The organism is Chondromyces crocatus (genome assembly GCF_001189295.1).
GTDB lineage: Bacteria > Myxococcota_A > Polyangia > Polyangiales > Polyangiaceae > Chondromyces > Chondromyces crocatus.
This window is the reverse complement of sequence record NZ_CP012159.1, coordinates 3518738-3532212: the sequence shown is the minus strand read 5'-3', so window position 1 is coordinate 3532212 and position 13475 is coordinate 3518738. Positions and strand designations below refer to the sequence as shown.

11 protein-coding genes and 1 CRISPR repeat array are annotated in these 13475 nt (G+C 64.8%); of the genes, 5 read left to right on the top strand and 6 right to left on the bottom strand.

The genetic code is table 11. The features are described from left to right. Positions 1–37: 37 nt before the first annotated feature. On the bottom strand, positions 38–973 hold the full coding sequence (locus CMC5_RS13165; protein WP_050430736.1) for a LysR family transcriptional regulator: 936 nt from the start codon (positions 971–973) through the stop codon (positions 38–40). Positions 974–1242: 269 nt separating this feature from the next. Here CMC5_RS13165 and CMC5_RS13160 point away from each other — a divergent pair, with 269 nt between their 5' ends. Further along, positions 1243–1803: a DapH/DapD/GlmU-related protein gene (locus CMC5_RS13160; protein ID WP_050435875.1), complete on the top strand. Its 561-nt coding sequence runs from the start codon at positions 1243–1245 to the stop codon at positions 1801–1803. A gap of 96 nt (positions 1804–1899) precedes the next feature. On the opposite strand, the gene CMC5_RS13155 is transcribed toward CMC5_RS13160, so the two are convergent. Beyond that, positions 1900–2448: a hypothetical protein gene (locus CMC5_RS13155; RefSeq protein WP_050430735.1), complete on the bottom strand. Its 549-nt coding sequence runs from the start codon at positions 2446–2448 to the stop codon at positions 1900–1902. A gap of 61 nt (positions 2449–2509) precedes the next feature. Next, positions 2510–3412, bottom strand: a complete 903-nt coding sequence (locus tag CMC5_RS13150) for a LysR family transcriptional regulator (RefSeq protein WP_050430734.1) — start codon at positions 3410–3412, stop codon at positions 2510–2512. Between the two features lie 75 nt (positions 3413–3487). Between CMC5_RS13150 and CMC5_RS13145 the strand changes: the two genes are divergently transcribed. The 3 genes from CMC5_RS13145 to CMC5_RS44415 all read left to right on the top strand — a co-directional run bounded on the left by CMC5_RS13145 (position 3488) and on the right by CMC5_RS44415 (position 5397). Beyond that, complete coding sequence (locus CMC5_RS13145) at positions 3488–4402, top strand: SDR family oxidoreductase (RefSeq protein ID WP_050430733.1); 915 nt, start codon at positions 3488–3490, stop codon at positions 4400–4402. Positions 4403–4419: 17 nt separating this feature from the next. Continuing rightward, entirely contained in the window at positions 4420–4782 is a 363-nt protein-coding gene (locus tag CMC5_RS13140) for a hypothetical protein (RefSeq protein WP_050430732.1), read from the top strand. A 261-nt stretch (positions 4783–5043) separates the two neighbouring features. Next, positions 5044–5397 (top strand): hypothetical protein, encoded by a 354-nt coding sequence (locus CMC5_RS44415; RefSeq protein WP_156338543.1) that lies wholly within the window; start codon positions 5044–5046, stop codon positions 5395–5397. Between the two features lie 104 nt (positions 5398–5501). Here CMC5_RS44415 and CMC5_RS13135 read toward each other — a convergent pair whose 3' ends face one another. Beyond that, positions 5502–6989 carry a C39 family peptidase gene (locus CMC5_RS13135; protein WP_050430731.1) on the bottom strand — a complete coding sequence of 496 codons (1488 nt, stop codon included), beginning with the start codon at positions 6987–6989 and terminating at the stop codon, positions 5502–5504. 35 nt (positions 6990–7024) lie between these two features. Beyond that, positions 7025–7567, bottom strand: coding sequence for a hypothetical protein (locus tag CMC5_RS13130; RefSeq protein ID WP_156338542.1), 543 nt, complete (start codon positions 7565–7567; stop codon positions 7025–7027). Positions 7568–8362: 795 nt separating this feature from the next. On the opposite strand from CMC5_RS13130, the gene CMC5_RS44410 reads away from it, so the two are divergent. Continuing rightward, positions 8363–9619 carry a hypothetical protein gene (locus tag CMC5_RS44410; RefSeq protein WP_156338541.1) on the top strand — a complete coding sequence of 419 codons (1257 nt, stop codon included), beginning with the start codon at positions 8363–8365 and terminating at the stop codon, positions 9617–9619. Positions 9620–10330: 711 nt separating this feature from the next. Next, a CRISPR array of direct repeats spans positions 10331–12008; the repeat unit is 37 nt; unit sequence GTTTCAATCCCCTCGTCTGCGGGGAGTCGGCTGCAAG. A gap of 1093 nt (positions 12009–13101) precedes the next feature. Here CMC5_RS44410 and CMC5_RS44405 read toward each other — a convergent pair. Further along, positions 13102–13269 (bottom strand): hypothetical protein, encoded by a 168-nt coding sequence (locus CMC5_RS44405; RefSeq protein WP_156338540.1) that lies wholly within the window; start codon positions 13267–13269, stop codon positions 13102–13104. Positions 13270–13475: the final 206 nt, after the last annotated feature.

Below are 13475 nucleotides of genomic sequence, written 5' to 3'. Positions count from 1 at the left end.
CACACGCGCGACGGCTCGTTCCCCGATCAGAATCCGTTCAATGAACCGCCCAGCTCGGCGTCCACGCCCGAGGGCGCCGATAGTGCTCCTTTCTGGATCGGAGATACCGGCGGAGCATCGCGAGACCAGGGTGCGGATCGTCGATCCGAAAGAGCATGGAATGGGGATAGACCAGCATCGGATCACGCACCGGAATGCGGCGCAGGTCGTACTCCGAGGGCCACACGAGCCGGATGTGTTCCCCCACGAAGGTCGCGAGCGTCGACGAGCCCGCGATCGCCTCGAGGAGCGCCTCGATCCCGAAGTTCGGCCCGACGGTGTCGATCGTGAGGCCAAAGCGCGCGGAAAGCGCTTCGTAGTAGGACGACCACTCCGCCCCCGGCACGTTGCTGGGCATCCAGACCTCGTGCGCCGCGAGCGCCGCGGGCGTCACCGACGCGGCCCCGGCCAGCTCGTGCGCGTGACCCGTGAGCAGCTCCACCGGATCGTCGAGCACACGGATCGCCGCGATGTCGCCCCCGAGCTGCTCCTCAGGCCTCGTCACCGCCCGAAACGTGGCGTCGATCGCGCCCGACCGCAAGGCAGCCAGCGCAGACTCGACATCGAACAGGTGGGTGACGACGCTGATGCCAATCTCGGGATGCGCGCCGTGAAACTCCCGCATCACGTGCGCCGGACCGATCCGCGAGCTGAGCACATCGACCCGCAGCGGGCGGCGATCGAGGCGCACCGAGTTCAAGGCCCGCGCCTCTGCCGCGAGCAGCTCCCGCGCGTGCGGCAGGAACACGTGCCCCTCCCGGGTGAGCTGCGTCCCTCGTGGCGTGCGAGCGAACAGCCGCACCCCCAGCGTCGTCTCCAGCGTGGCGATGCGCTTGGAGACAGCCTGCTGCGTCACCGCCAGGGTCGCCGCTGCCGCATGGAACTGCCCCGCCTCGACGACGGCAACGAACGTACGCACAGCATCGAGATCCACCTGGGCTTACCTTCGTGATGTCAGCGCGATGCGAACGTAACAGCTCGCTCCCAGCACCGGCAAGCGTGGGGGAGCACACGGACCCGAGCGGCACGCGCATTGCGCTACAACGGGCCGTTGTCGAGCTGATAACCCCAGTTGTTTGATCGGCAGGAGCCGCTCCGGCATGGTCCGTCGTGTCCGTCGACCTCGCCGCGGAGCGCGACGTCGATGGCGACCGGCATACGACCGTCGCCCCCTCGTGCGGCGAGCGGAGAGAGGCTCACCCGATGCATCGCACCCTCGATCGTACCCCCCAGATCATCGAGATCGGATCGCGCGAATCCGAGGTCATGTTCACCAACATCCGCCGCGCCATGCGCATGACCGCGCAGATGAACCAGCTGACCTTCGACGACGCCGATGAAATCCGCCGATTGTTCAGCGAATTGACCGGGAGAGAGGTCGACCCGACCTTCTCGCTCATTCCCCCATTTTACACAGATCATGGCGTCAACATCCGCGTCGGAAAGAGGGTCTTCATCAATCAGTGCTGCCACCTCATGGACATCGGCAGCATCGACATCGCAGACGACGTGATGATCGGTCCCAAAGTGAATCTCTCCACATCGAGCCATCCAGTGGACCCCGCAGCGCGGCGCACCCGCGTCGTCGCGAAGCCCATCGTGATTGAAACGAATGTGTGGATCTCGACGGCGGCGACGATCCTGGCCGGCGTCACCCTTGGCGAGAACGCCGTCGTCGCAGCAGGCGCCGTGGTGACCCATGACGTCCCGCCGAACAGCCTCGTGGCAGGGGTCCCCGCGCGGGTGATCCGCCAGCTCGCCTGAGCCGCGCGTCGCCCGTCCACCGCTTCGAGGTCGTGGTCCGGAACGCCCCAGGTCATTACCGATTCGTCACGAGCGCCGCCTCGCCCCCTCGACCTCTCATGCGCCACGCATCCTCTGGAGGAGCGCGAGGACGGCCTCCATCGTCCCGACCCCTTCCCTGGCTTTACTCTCGACGAGGACATCGTGTTGCGTTGGAAATGCGCTGCGGAGTTCGTCCAGCGACATGAGGTCACACATCGTCAGATCCCGTTTGTTGACCTGGAAGATCGGGGGCTTCTTCTCCACGTCTTGCCCTTGATACAGCAGATCCTGCTTGAGGAGATCGAACTCGAAAACATTGGCCTCCTGCCGCAACCGCTGCGAATCGATGACGAACACGATCCCATCGGCTTCGCACAACCACTCGAGATCCAGCCCCATCCGATTCGCACGAGGGCGGCCGTCGGCACCACGGTACAGGGTCGGTCGACCACCCGAGACGCGCGGAATGATGGTCTCACCAGAGGGCAGGGTCAGCGGGCATCCCTCGTCGTAAAGGTCGAAGTACCGTCGTTCGTCCTGACCCGATTGGTTGAACAACGACAAGATGGATGTCGTTCGCCCGGACAGGCCGGGACCGACATAGACAATTCTCTTCGACTTCATGTCATGACACTCCAGCCATCCTGTCTGGACCGATGCAATCACTGCAACCCCCCCGGGCCCCTCACGGAGACGTCACGAACTCACCGACCATCGGCTGAAGCACCTCGAGCAGCCATGTCATCACGGCGCGCACCCGACGCGGCACGGCGCGCCCATGCGTGTGCAGCAGCGAAATGGGCACGGGCCGCGCCGTGAACTCTGGCAGAACCTCCACCAGCTTGTTCGCGAGCTGCTCCTGCTCTGCGCGGGGCACCTGCACGATGCCGAGCCCCGCGACGCATGCCGCCACATACGCCTCGATGTTGTCCACGGTCACCGCGCTGCGCATCGGCAGCTCCGTGTACGCCTTTCCGTCGAAATACTCGAAGCTCGGGACCGCGTCGGTGGCGTAGTGGACGATCAGGTGCTCGCGCAGGTCCTCCAGCGTGCGCGGCATCCCGTGCTGACGCAGGTACGAGGGGCTCACGCAGTTCATCATCGGCACCTCGCCGATACGGCGCCCCACGAGCCCCGGCTCGCCGACCGGCCCCACGCGCAGCACGAGATCACGCCCCTCACGCAGCGCCGCCACGATCCTGTCGCTCGCGCAGATCTCCACCTGGAGCTGCGGATGACGCGCGAGCAGCTCGGGCAGCCGAGGAATGACGTACTCACACGCGACCCGGACCGGAAGCTCCACGCGGACCCGCCCACGCAGCGCGCGCCCCGCACGAAAGAGCGTCGCAATCTCCTCGGCCTCCGCGAGGAGACCCGGCGCTCGCTTCAAGAGCTGCTCCCCCTCGGGTGTGGCGCGCACGACCCGGGTCGAGCGCTGGAGAAGCTCCGTTCCAAGTTCGGCTTCGAGCTTCTGCACGTGCGACGATGCGCGTGCCTTGGGCATCCCGAGCTGCTGAGCGGCCTGGGTGAAGCTCCGCAACTCTGCTACCCGGACGAAGACCTTGAGGGCGTCGAGGTCGAGGCTCATTGTCTCGATTTACCAGACAGCGTGTCAGAACTCCCGTTCTTTACGCTGTTCGAGCCCGTCGTTACATCTCTCAGCATGACCAAGTGGACGACGTCCTCCATGCCTTCCCAGAAGGGCCGCTCGGCCGTCATCACCGGCACCGGAGGCCTCGGCCTCGAAGATGCCCTCGAACTCGCGCGGGCAGGCGGTGAAGTCATCATCGCGGGCCGCAACCAGCAGAAGGGCGCGGACGCCGTCGCGAAGGTCCAGGCGGCCATCCCGGCCGCGAACGTCCGGTTCGAGCAGGTCGATCTCGCCAGCCTCGCATCGATCATCGACTTCGCTACCCGGCTGAAAGCGCAGCGAAAGAGCCTCGACCTCCTGATCAACAACGCCGCCGTGATGACGCCACCGAACCGGCAGGAGACCTCGGATGGCTTCGAGCTACAGCTCGGCACCAACCATCTCGGCCACTTCGCGCTGACGGCGCACCTCCTGCCTCTCCTGCGCAATGGCCAGAGCGCGCGCGTCGTCACCCTGTCGAGCGTCGCCGCGCGAGACGGCGCCCTCGACTTCGACGACCTGCAGGCCCAGCGGGGCTACCAGACGATGCGGGCTTACAGCCAGTCGAAGCTCGCCTGCTTGATGTTCGCCATCGAGCTGCACCGACGCAGCGAGGCAAACCGATGGGGCGTCACCAGCATCGCCGCCCATCCCGGCATCTCCCGCACCGACCTTCTCCACAACGCGCCTGGCCGATGGAGCGGCGCCGGCATGGCGCGGACCTTCTTGTGGTTCCTCTTCCAGCCCGCGTCGCAAGGAGCGCTCCCCACGCTCTTTGCCGCGACCTCCCCCGAGGCGCGAGCCGGTGCCTACTACGGACCCGACAAGATGAACGAAATGCGCGGCTCTCCGGCCCTCGCCAAGGTCCCACCTCAGGCCCAGGACCGCGCCGCCGCCGAACGCTTGTGGCGCGTATCCGAGCAGCTCACGAGCGTCACCTTCGAATAGTTGCGCACGAGAACGACATGCACAAATACCTCCTCCACGCGGCCTACGGCTGGCTGACCCTCACGGGCGTGATGCACTTCGTCATCGACGTCGTGTCTCAGCACCTGCGCGGCAAGCACGTCCCCGGCACCGAGACGACCCTCTACTACGGCGTTCACTCGGCCTTCGCGCTCGGCCAGACCGTGTTTGGTCTGCTCGGCCTCTGGCTCACATTCCGCGCACGGGACGTGTTGAGCGAGCTGCCTGTCGTGCTCCTGTCCCTGATCGCCACCGTCGGTTGGCTCGCGGTCGCCGTCCTCTTCATGGAGTACTGGCAGCCCAGGTTCAACGCGGTCTTCTTCGGCCTCCTGATCGTGGCCGGCGCGCTCACGCGGCCCTGAGCCAGCACGCGACAAGAGCGTCCCGTCACCTGCTGGATGCGCATCGAACCGCAACCGGGCACGCTCTGGGCTGAACCACTCTTTCACCAGCGAAGCCTTGCGGTTACCACCACGCGATGACCGGGGTCACCTTCCCGACTTCAAGGAAGCTCCGGCTGCCCTCTGGCCTGGATCGCGCACGGGAACACGGAAGCAAGGCCCTTCAGAAAAATGGCGACAGGATCGAGCCGACGCTTATGATTGCCCGGTAGAGGAGCCCAGATGTCGGGAGTCATCGTCCTCGGGGACAATGCGGACTGGATCGTCGCAGGGTGGGTTTACGATAATGTTCTCGCGTACATCGCGGAGGAACTCGAACCTTCGCGACGAGAGCTGGCGCAGCTTCTGTTGAATTCACGAACCGGGGTTGCGCTGGGTTACTGCGATCTCTCAGGGCTGGATGCTGGGCAGTTCCAGAGCTTGGCACAGGCGGCGGCGCGAGCACTTTCCGCGGTAAAAAAGAGAGGTCCGTCGGCGTTCCACTATCCTTCTTTCTATCCGGGATTCGTGGACAGGTTTGAAGAACTCAGGCGACTGCTGGAGGGCGACGCACGACTCACAACCCGGCCCCGGTAGCAACAGCGCGACGTCGAGGCCAGCAAGGCGCCGTCAAGCGGCGGCTGGAGCAGGCGTTGCTGGTGCGAGGCTGCCGCGCTCGATGTCCGAGGTGAGCGTCGCCCTCATTCGCGCGGCACGACCCCCTCGGTGAGCCGGGTGGCGACCTCCTCCCGGGTGAGCGATGGGCTGCGGTTCAAGATCATCAGCCTGCTGCTGGCGTTGAGGCGCAGACGTCTGGGTTTACTCTCGGTCTCACCGTTGTAGTAGACGTGTTTTCCGCGCGCCGAGCCGTCACCACTGGCCGTGTTGATCTCGTTCTCGTCGCGGCTATACCAGGGATTATCGCGCCCGCCGAGCGTCTGATTGAGCCTGCGCTCCGTGCCGCCCCCGGGATCGACGCGCCCGTCGCCGCCGTTCTGGAAGCTACGGATGGCTGCAATGGTTGCATCGTCGACCTCACCATGGACCGGCCCATTGTAATGGCCCAGAGAGCGGAGGACATCCTGCACCGCCGAGACATCGCCGGGATCGTTGACCCCGCCGGCTCCGACGGACTCACCGATGTCGACCCCACCGTAGACCGAGTCGACGCCATTCAGATTGCCATAAGGATCGTTGGAGATGAGCCACTGCACCTCGTCGGCGTGGTCCACCACAGCACCGCGGATGCACATGATGTGGCCCCCCTCGATGCTCACGATGAATGGCTCGCCGAGCACAAGACGGTCGCGCATGCCGTTGGCCGTGGCGCTCGGCACATTGGCATTGTCGCGGCCGTTCGGGACCGAAGCACCGACCGAGAGAGGATCGCTCACCACGGTGCGCGACCAGGCGCGCAGCTCATCCCACCGCTGCCAGGGCGTGGGAAACACTGTGGTCTTGTTGGACGAGGCGTCGTAGGTGCCTTGCATCACGGCATTCCGATCGATGCTGTCGCCCTCCGCGTTCTGCACCCCCCAGTACGAGAAGAGCATCTGGGTCGAGGTGGGCATGCACAGCAAGTCCCCACTGAAGGTGGCGTTCACCCCCACGAGCGTCTCGCTGCCATCGTTCTGGTTGCGGTAGGGCACGGAGAGCGAGAGGGTGGCCATCTTGACCAGCACGGTGAAGCGCCGCGTCGCAGCATCAAAGGTGACGGAATCGGGCTCGGTCGGATAACGGTCCTCGAAATCGGCATCTCCGGACAGCGCTGCGGTCCCCGTGCCCAGCACGTCCCGGATCTTCAGGATGACGTTGCTGCTCTCCCCCAGGTTATAGCTGCCAGCCAGCGCATCGATGCCGTCGATGCGAAGCTGGAAGGTCTCGCGCTTGAGGTTCTCGGCCGCGTTCACGTAGGCGGCCTCGATCTGCACGCTGTGCTCCTCACGCTGCCCGCTGCTCCCGGCCTCCCCTTCGGCGTTGGTGTTGCCGAGCAGGGCACCGTCGAGCTTCACTTGCGCCCCTTGGATGGGGATCTCGCCCGCGCGGGTGACGACCTTGACCTCCACGGTGTAATCGCAGGGGCAGCCATTCGTCGCCTCGTAATCGCTGGCGGCTCGGTTGGCGGCGTCGGGGTTGGCGTCCGTGTCCGTCGCGGTGTCGAGGTCGGTGTCCGTATCCGTTCCAGCCATGGCAAGGTCTCCAGTGCGCACGCGGAAAGCCGCCGCTAGGTCATCCAGGCATCCAGAAAGCCGAGGGCTGCCTCGTGGAGGTGGGCGACGCGGTGAGCTTCGCTCCGGCTGTCGTCCGCAAGGATGGAGGTGGCCCACGAGGCCTGCGGGTCGTCGGCGAAGCCACTCCCGTGGACGAAGGCGAGGAGGGTGACGAGCGCCCCTCCATGCCCCGTCGTGAGGCCGTAAGAGGCCGCCGCAGCGCGACCGAGGGCCACCAGGGCATGCATGGCCGGGTCACCAGCGAGCGCGTATTTTCTCGGATAGAGGTCGCGGAGCCAGGAGCGCGTGAAGGCTTCGAGGGCCGGCCCTGCCGGGGGAGGGTTGCGAAGCAGGTCGGGGAGCCCATCGAGCACCTGGACGCGCGCCCGTGCCACATAGGCCCCCCCCGGACCGCGGACGTGCTGGAGGTACGCCATGGCGCGGGCGACGAGCCTGTCGGCGCGGGCAGAGGGCGTCCGCGGGTCCGGGTCGCTCAGCGCGTCCGCCACCCAGGGGAGCTGGACGTCCACGTCGAAGCTGCTCCCGAGGCGGAGCATGAGGTTGAAGAATAAGCAGGCGTCACGCCTCCGGACGAACCCGTGCCGCGCGGCGCGGGCGGCCCCGAGGGAGGCGACCCGTCGGAGGGTGGGCTCGCCCAGAAGGCGATGGTGACGCGGAAAAAACCGCTTCGCGTGCGCCGCCATGTCGTCCTCGAACACGTCGGGAGAGACCTCGTCGAAAACGGCCACCTGTTCTCTGCGGATGAGCATGAGCGACGATCTCCCGGGGAGGTGGAGCAGCGCGGGTCAGGATCCGCCGCCCACCGCCGTCAAAAGAACCTCCGGCGGGCGGCGAAAGCAGCGCGAAGTCGACGAAGGGGCGTGGGCGAGCGCCGACCGACTCAGGTGAGATCGGCCGGTGTAATGGTCAGAGAGCCATCTCTCTGGTGCAGGCGATGGCTCGGCGGATGCCCCTGGAGCTCCAGCAGGATTCCCGCTCGGCAATGTCTCCGTCGACTTCTCGAATGGTTCCGCATGCCATGGCGTTTCCTGGGACACAGTGAATCCTTCCAGCGTGCTCATGTCAACCACCCCGCGGTTCCCTCCACGGTGCTCGACGCGCGAGGCGCTACCCGGTGAGCTGCACGAGGGCGCATCGGTCGTTCCGCTCATTTCACACGAGCCGATGTGATTCTGCAGATGCGTGGAGACCGGAACACGGCGACAGCCTCGGACGCCTCCACGCCCGCATCCATCCTCTGACCCGCGGGATCGACGGGTTCGAGAGCGCTCAGCAGCTTGCGACCCCAGCGCAACGCAGGCATCGTCCTCCTCATGCGCCGACCTGCCTGGATGGTCCTCTTCACACTCGCGATGACCGCTTGCAACCCGACCTGCACGGCGAATCCGTCTTCCCAAAAGAGCGATGAGACCACGATAGCGGCGTACATTGCGACCGCAGGAGGGATCACCGTCATCGAGCGTGGCGCGGTGAGCGAACCCGCAGACCTCACCGGGTACATCACGGCGATGGTCCTCACCCCCGACGGCACGCTCTACACGAACGGCTCCGAGTCCCGCCGGGTACGAGACGGCCGCGTCACGGAGCTCCCCAAGCGCTTCGACGACGTCGCGCTGGCCCCCGACGGCAAGGTCTGGATGGTGACCAGCACCGACGTGACCCTGCTCGATGGCGACGCCATCTCGACCATCGCGACCCCCGAGAGACCACGCGCCATGGCCATCCCGAACGACGGCGCGATCTTCCTCATCGCGGGCAATGACCTGTACCGACGTGACGGCCACGCCTGGACGAAGGACGACGCCCTGAAACGCCTCGTCGGCCCCAACGAGGCCCTCAAAGGCCTCGCCGCGGGACCAGGCGGCGAACTCTACCTCGTCACCCCCACCGCCGTTTACCGGCGTGACCCCACCGGCCTCTGGCGCGCCCTCTCCCTGGGCGCCCATCCCGAGGTATTCACCTTCGGGCAGGTCTCTTCCAAGGGCCACCTCCCCCTGGCGATGCGCACGGGCCTGCACCTCATCGACGCCACCGGCGCCGTACGAAAGCTCGACATCCCCGTCGAACCGACCCGCGTGAACGCCATCGCCATCGACGACGCCGACCGACTGTGGCTCGGCGCCGTGACCGGCCTCCACATCGTCTCCCTCGACGGCAAACCCCTCCAGCACTGGCCCGCCGGCACCCTGCCCGGTCGCGCCACCCGCATCGCCGTCCACCGCCAGGGCCCCCCCCTTCCGGCGAGCCCACCGGCCCCCATCCTCGGCTCCGCCAGAGGCACCGTCCTCGTCGACGGGCAGCCCCTCGCCCACGCCAAGGTCGAGCTCTGCACGGACTCCGCCCATGGCGACACCCAGTGCGGCCGAGCCAGCGGCCCTCTCTACGCTATGACCGACGCCGCTGGCGCCTTCACCCTGAACCAGGTCCCCCGGGACACCTACAGCTTCTTCGCCTACGAGCGCGACGGGAAGCGGGCGTTCGCCCCATCCTCCTGGATCATCACCGCCAGCGAGAAGAGCCGTCGTCCCTGCTGCAACACGCTCACGGCAGGCGACACCTGGGACCTCGGCACCATCAAGATCCCGTGACCCCCCTCCGTCGCCCCGAGAGCGCCACAGGGCAACGGTCGCTGGCTGAGGGCCGCGTTGCTCAGTCCAAACTGCGCACGCTGGCCAGGCTTCACAGGACAGACGCGCATCCCTCGTGAGGATATCCAGGTGATGATGCCATCACCGCGAGCGCAGCTCGAACCTCACAAGCCGGACTCACAGCAAAACGTGGTGGTCTGGGTCGGCTCGAAGCCCCCCACGAACTCCCCGCCCTGAGGCGTACAGGTTCCCGGCTCGAACTGACGGACCTCTGCTCTCATGCTCGCGAACTGGGCTGGGATTGAACGTCGATTTCAAGCGACAGCGATAGCGAGCGGTAGCGCCTGCTGTCACCTAAGTCGACGTTCAATCCCCTCGTCTGCGGGGAGTCGGCTGCAAGGAAGACGGGGTGTCTGGCCCGGCGGAGGACGCTGCCAAGTTTCAATCCCCTCGTCTGCGGGGAGTCGGCTGCAAGTTTACACTCGACGACGCCGACGCCACGGAGCACTTCGAGCGTTTCAACCCCAATTTCAGACGTCCCGATGACATCATCAATCGTCGGGACGCATGAAGCGAAGCCTCATACGATTACATCACCAATCGACGCACTTTCGCCCAACATTGCATTTTTGTGAGCAGCTCAGCCGTTCCCAAAGTGCCTAGTTTCAGGCCTTGCCACCGCTCTGCAGGACACAAGGACGCCTGAAATTCATGTTCAATCCCCTCGTCTGCGGGGAGTCGGCTGCAAGCTTTCTCAGGTGCGAAAGCAGAGGCTTCGTGATGGCGTTTCAATCCCCTCGTCTGCGGGGAGTCGGCTGCAAGCGGATGATGCCCCTCCGATGGATGTGGATGCCATCGAGTTTCAATCCCCTCGTCTGCGGGGAGTCGGCTGCAAGTCGTGGGGAGGGTGATGAAGACGGCCCCGCTCGTGGTGTTTCAATCCCCTCGTCTGCGGGGAGTCGGCTGCAAGTGGTCGGGTGGTGCGGCTCGAGACCGACTGAAGCTCGGCGTTTCAATCCCCTCGTCTGCGGGGAGTCGGCTGCAAGCTCGCCCCGGGTGGGGCGATCTACGACTTGATCTGGTGTTTCAATCCCCTCGTCTGCGGGGAGTCGGCTGCAAGTCGTCGCGAGGGCCGGATCTGACGCGAGGGTTACTTGCCGTTTCAATCCCCTCGTCTGCGGGGAGTCGGCTACAAGTCCTGGCAATCGCTCGCCTGGAGAGCGGCTACGGCTGCGTTTCAATCCCCTCGTCTGCGGGGAGTCGGCTGCAAGCTAGCCGGAGCTATTAAAGTGTGCGAAGCGCATAAGGTAGTTTCAATCCCCTCGTCTGCGGGGAGTCGGCTGCAAGCCGAGCTGCTAGAAGACAGCGCGGTGACGGTCGCGCTGTTTCAATCCCCTCGTCTGCGGGGAGTCGGCTGCAAGGGTACGGGCCGCGCCGGCTCCACAGGACGCGAGGGCCAGTTTCAATCCCCTCGTCTGCGGGGAGTCGGCTGCAAGGTCAACGACTGGCTCGCTGTGGACGCAGGTCGAACAGGTTTCAATCCCCTCGTCTGCGGGGAGTCGGCTGCAAGACCCAATAGCGTGCCCGCCACCTCCCTGTGCTCGTCGGGTTTCAATCCCCTCGTCTGCGGGGAGTCGGCTGCAAGACGCCGCCGCTCCCTGCCTCGACGCCAGCCTCCATGCCCTGTTTCAATCCCCTCGTCTGCGGGGAGTCGGCTGCAAGTGAGACGCCGCGCCGTCGCCCGGGCAAGCTCCGTCTCGTTTCAATCCCCTCGTCTGCGGGGAGTCGGCTGCAAGAGCCTGGCTCCAGGAGCGCGAAATATCCGCCTGCCGCCGTTTCAATCCCCTCGTCTGCGGGGAGTCGGCTGCAAGTCGTCGCCCTCGTCATCGAACGATCCGATCGACTGGTTTCAATCCCCTCGTCTGCGGGGAGTCGGCTGCAAGGCTATCGCGGTCACGTTGGCCAGCAGCATTATCTGATGTTTCAATCCCCTCGTCTGCGGGGAGTCGGCTGCAAGGATGCAGCGAGTGTGCGAGGCTGTATACGCAGAGTTGTTTCAATCCCCTCGTCTGCGGGGAGTCGGCTGCAAGCGTGAAGCCAACGGGTTCCATGCGGCGGAGGACTACTCGTTTCAATCCCCTCGTCTGCGGGGAGTCGGCTGCAAGCACTCGACCCGTCCCTTGTACACGTCGTACAACCTGTGGGTTTCAATCCCCTCGTCTGCGGGGAGTCGGCTGCAAGTGGGACACCGACGTCTTCCTCCAGTCGCTCGGGATCCGTTTCAATCCCCTCGTCTGCGGGGAGTCGGCTGCAAGGAGACACCGATTCCACCCTTCCGGAAACGGTTTTTCAGTTTCAATCCCCTCGTCTGCGGGGAGTCGGCTGCAAGTGCTCCGCTAAGTACTTGAAATCACGTCCGTCATGGCCGGCTGGCGGGCCCTGTTTTTCTGAGAACCTCAAACCTGCTCAAAACCCCCTTAGGTTCTCAGAATTTTGTCAGAAGCCGGGCCGGCTGTACAGGGCTGAGAGCCTGGGGATGCCTTGACCGCTACCAGGCTGGGTCTCAGTTACGGTGAGAGCATAAGACCCATTCGGGTCTCGTTGGGATAGGATGCTGGACGGGGAGGGGCCAACGGAAAGGAGCCTCTCTCTAGAAGGAGGGCGACGTTGGCCTCGATGAACGCATCGGCCTCTCTCCTCCTTCAGAGAAAGTGCTGAGGTCGGTCCCACGCGGAGCGCCTCACGAGAAGCAGGTGCCAGGAGCCCGTTCCCTCGGAAGAGAAGGAGGTAACGTCGTGCTTTGGCGCGTCTTTCCGTGACTCGACGGCGTCTTCTGGGCACGCCAGGGCATCACGCGCGTTTCGGACTCGCTTCTGGGCAGGCCGGGTCACTCAGCGCTGGACAGTTCTTGGCTGGTGTCGCGTTGTTCGACACGTTCACGCCGACGGTGGCAGACGCTCGATCGCGCGTAGGTTGATTTTCAACGACACGATCTTGGTTGTCGATGAGGCGTCAGATTTGCCGACGCACGAAGCTCATTCCCTGGCACACGCACGTTGATCGGCCCCAAGCAACGGCGACACTCTCACCAGCGAACGATAGTTTCTGTTCAGCAAAGCGCATTGGCGCTCGCGTGGCGAACGCTCCCCAGCAGACGAACAGCATCGGCGGACACTTGTTCGTCACTCGACGGTTCGTTTCCGCCGACGTACGAGCGTTCGTCGTCCAAGTACGCCTCGTCTCCTCCAGAGTACGGCCATCCTTTGGCCATCGACAATCGTCCTTCCACACTCGACGACTGTCATTTCCCAACCAACGCTGTCGTATCCGCATCAACGATCGTCCTTCCATCGATCGACGATCGTCCTTCCACGATCACCGTTCGTCCTTCCATCGATCGACGATCGTTCTTCCGCGATCAACGATCGTCCTTCCACGATCACTGATCGTCCTTCCATCGATCGACGATCGCCCTTCCACGATCACTGATCGTCCTTCCATCGATCGACGATCGTTCTTCCGCGATCAACGATCGTCCTTCCATCGATCGACAATCGTCCTTCCACGATCACCGATCGTCCTTCCGCAATCGACGATCGTTCTTCCGCAATCGACGATCGTTCTTCCACGATCACCGTTCGTCCTTCCATCGATCGACGATCGTCCTTCCACGATCACCGTTCGTCCTTCCGCAATCACCGTTCGTCCTTCCATCGATCGACGATCGTCCTTCCACGATCACCGATCGTCCTTCCACGATCACCGATCGTCCTTCCACGATCACCGATCGTCCTTCCACGATCACCGATCGTCCTTCCACGATCACCGATCGTCCTTCCACGATCACCGATCGTCC

Coding starts and splice junctions, on each gene's coding strand:
- CMC5_RS13160 (WP_050435875.1), top strand. CDS start 1,243: ATGCATCGCACCCTCGATCGTACCCCCCAGATCATCGAGATCGGATCG.
- CMC5_RS13155 (WP_050430735.1), bottom strand. CDS start 2,448: ATGAAGTCGAAGAGAATTGTCTATGTCGGTCCCGGCCTGTCCGGGCGA.
- CMC5_RS13150 (WP_050430734.1), bottom strand. CDS start 3,412: ATGAGCCTCGACCTCGACGCCCTCAAGGTCTTCGTCCGGGTAGCAGAG.
- CMC5_RS13145 (WP_050430733.1), top strand. CDS start 3,488: ATGACCAAGTGGACGACGTCCTCCATGCCTTCCCAGAAGGGCCGCTCG.
- CMC5_RS13140 (WP_050430732.1), top strand. CDS start 4,420: ATGCACAAATACCTCCTCCACGCGGCCTACGGCTGGCTGACCCTCACG.
- CMC5_RS44415 (WP_156338543.1), top strand. CDS start 5,044: ATGTCGGGAGTCATCGTCCTCGGGGACAATGCGGACTGGATCGTCGCA.
- CMC5_RS13135 (WP_050430731.1), bottom strand. CDS start 6,989: ATGGCTGGAACGGATACGGACACCGACCTCGACACCGCGACGGACACG.
- CMC5_RS13130 (WP_156338542.1), bottom strand. CDS start 7,567: ATGCTCCGCCTCGGGAGCAGCTTCGACGTGGACGTCCAGCTCCCCTGG.
- CMC5_RS44410 (WP_156338541.1), top strand. CDS start 8,363: ATGGTCCTCTTCACACTCGCGATGACCGCTTGCAACCCGACCTGCACG.
- CMC5_RS44405 (WP_156338540.1), bottom strand. CDS start 13,269: ATGGAAGGACGAACGGTGATCGTGGAAGAACGATCGTCGATTGCGGAA.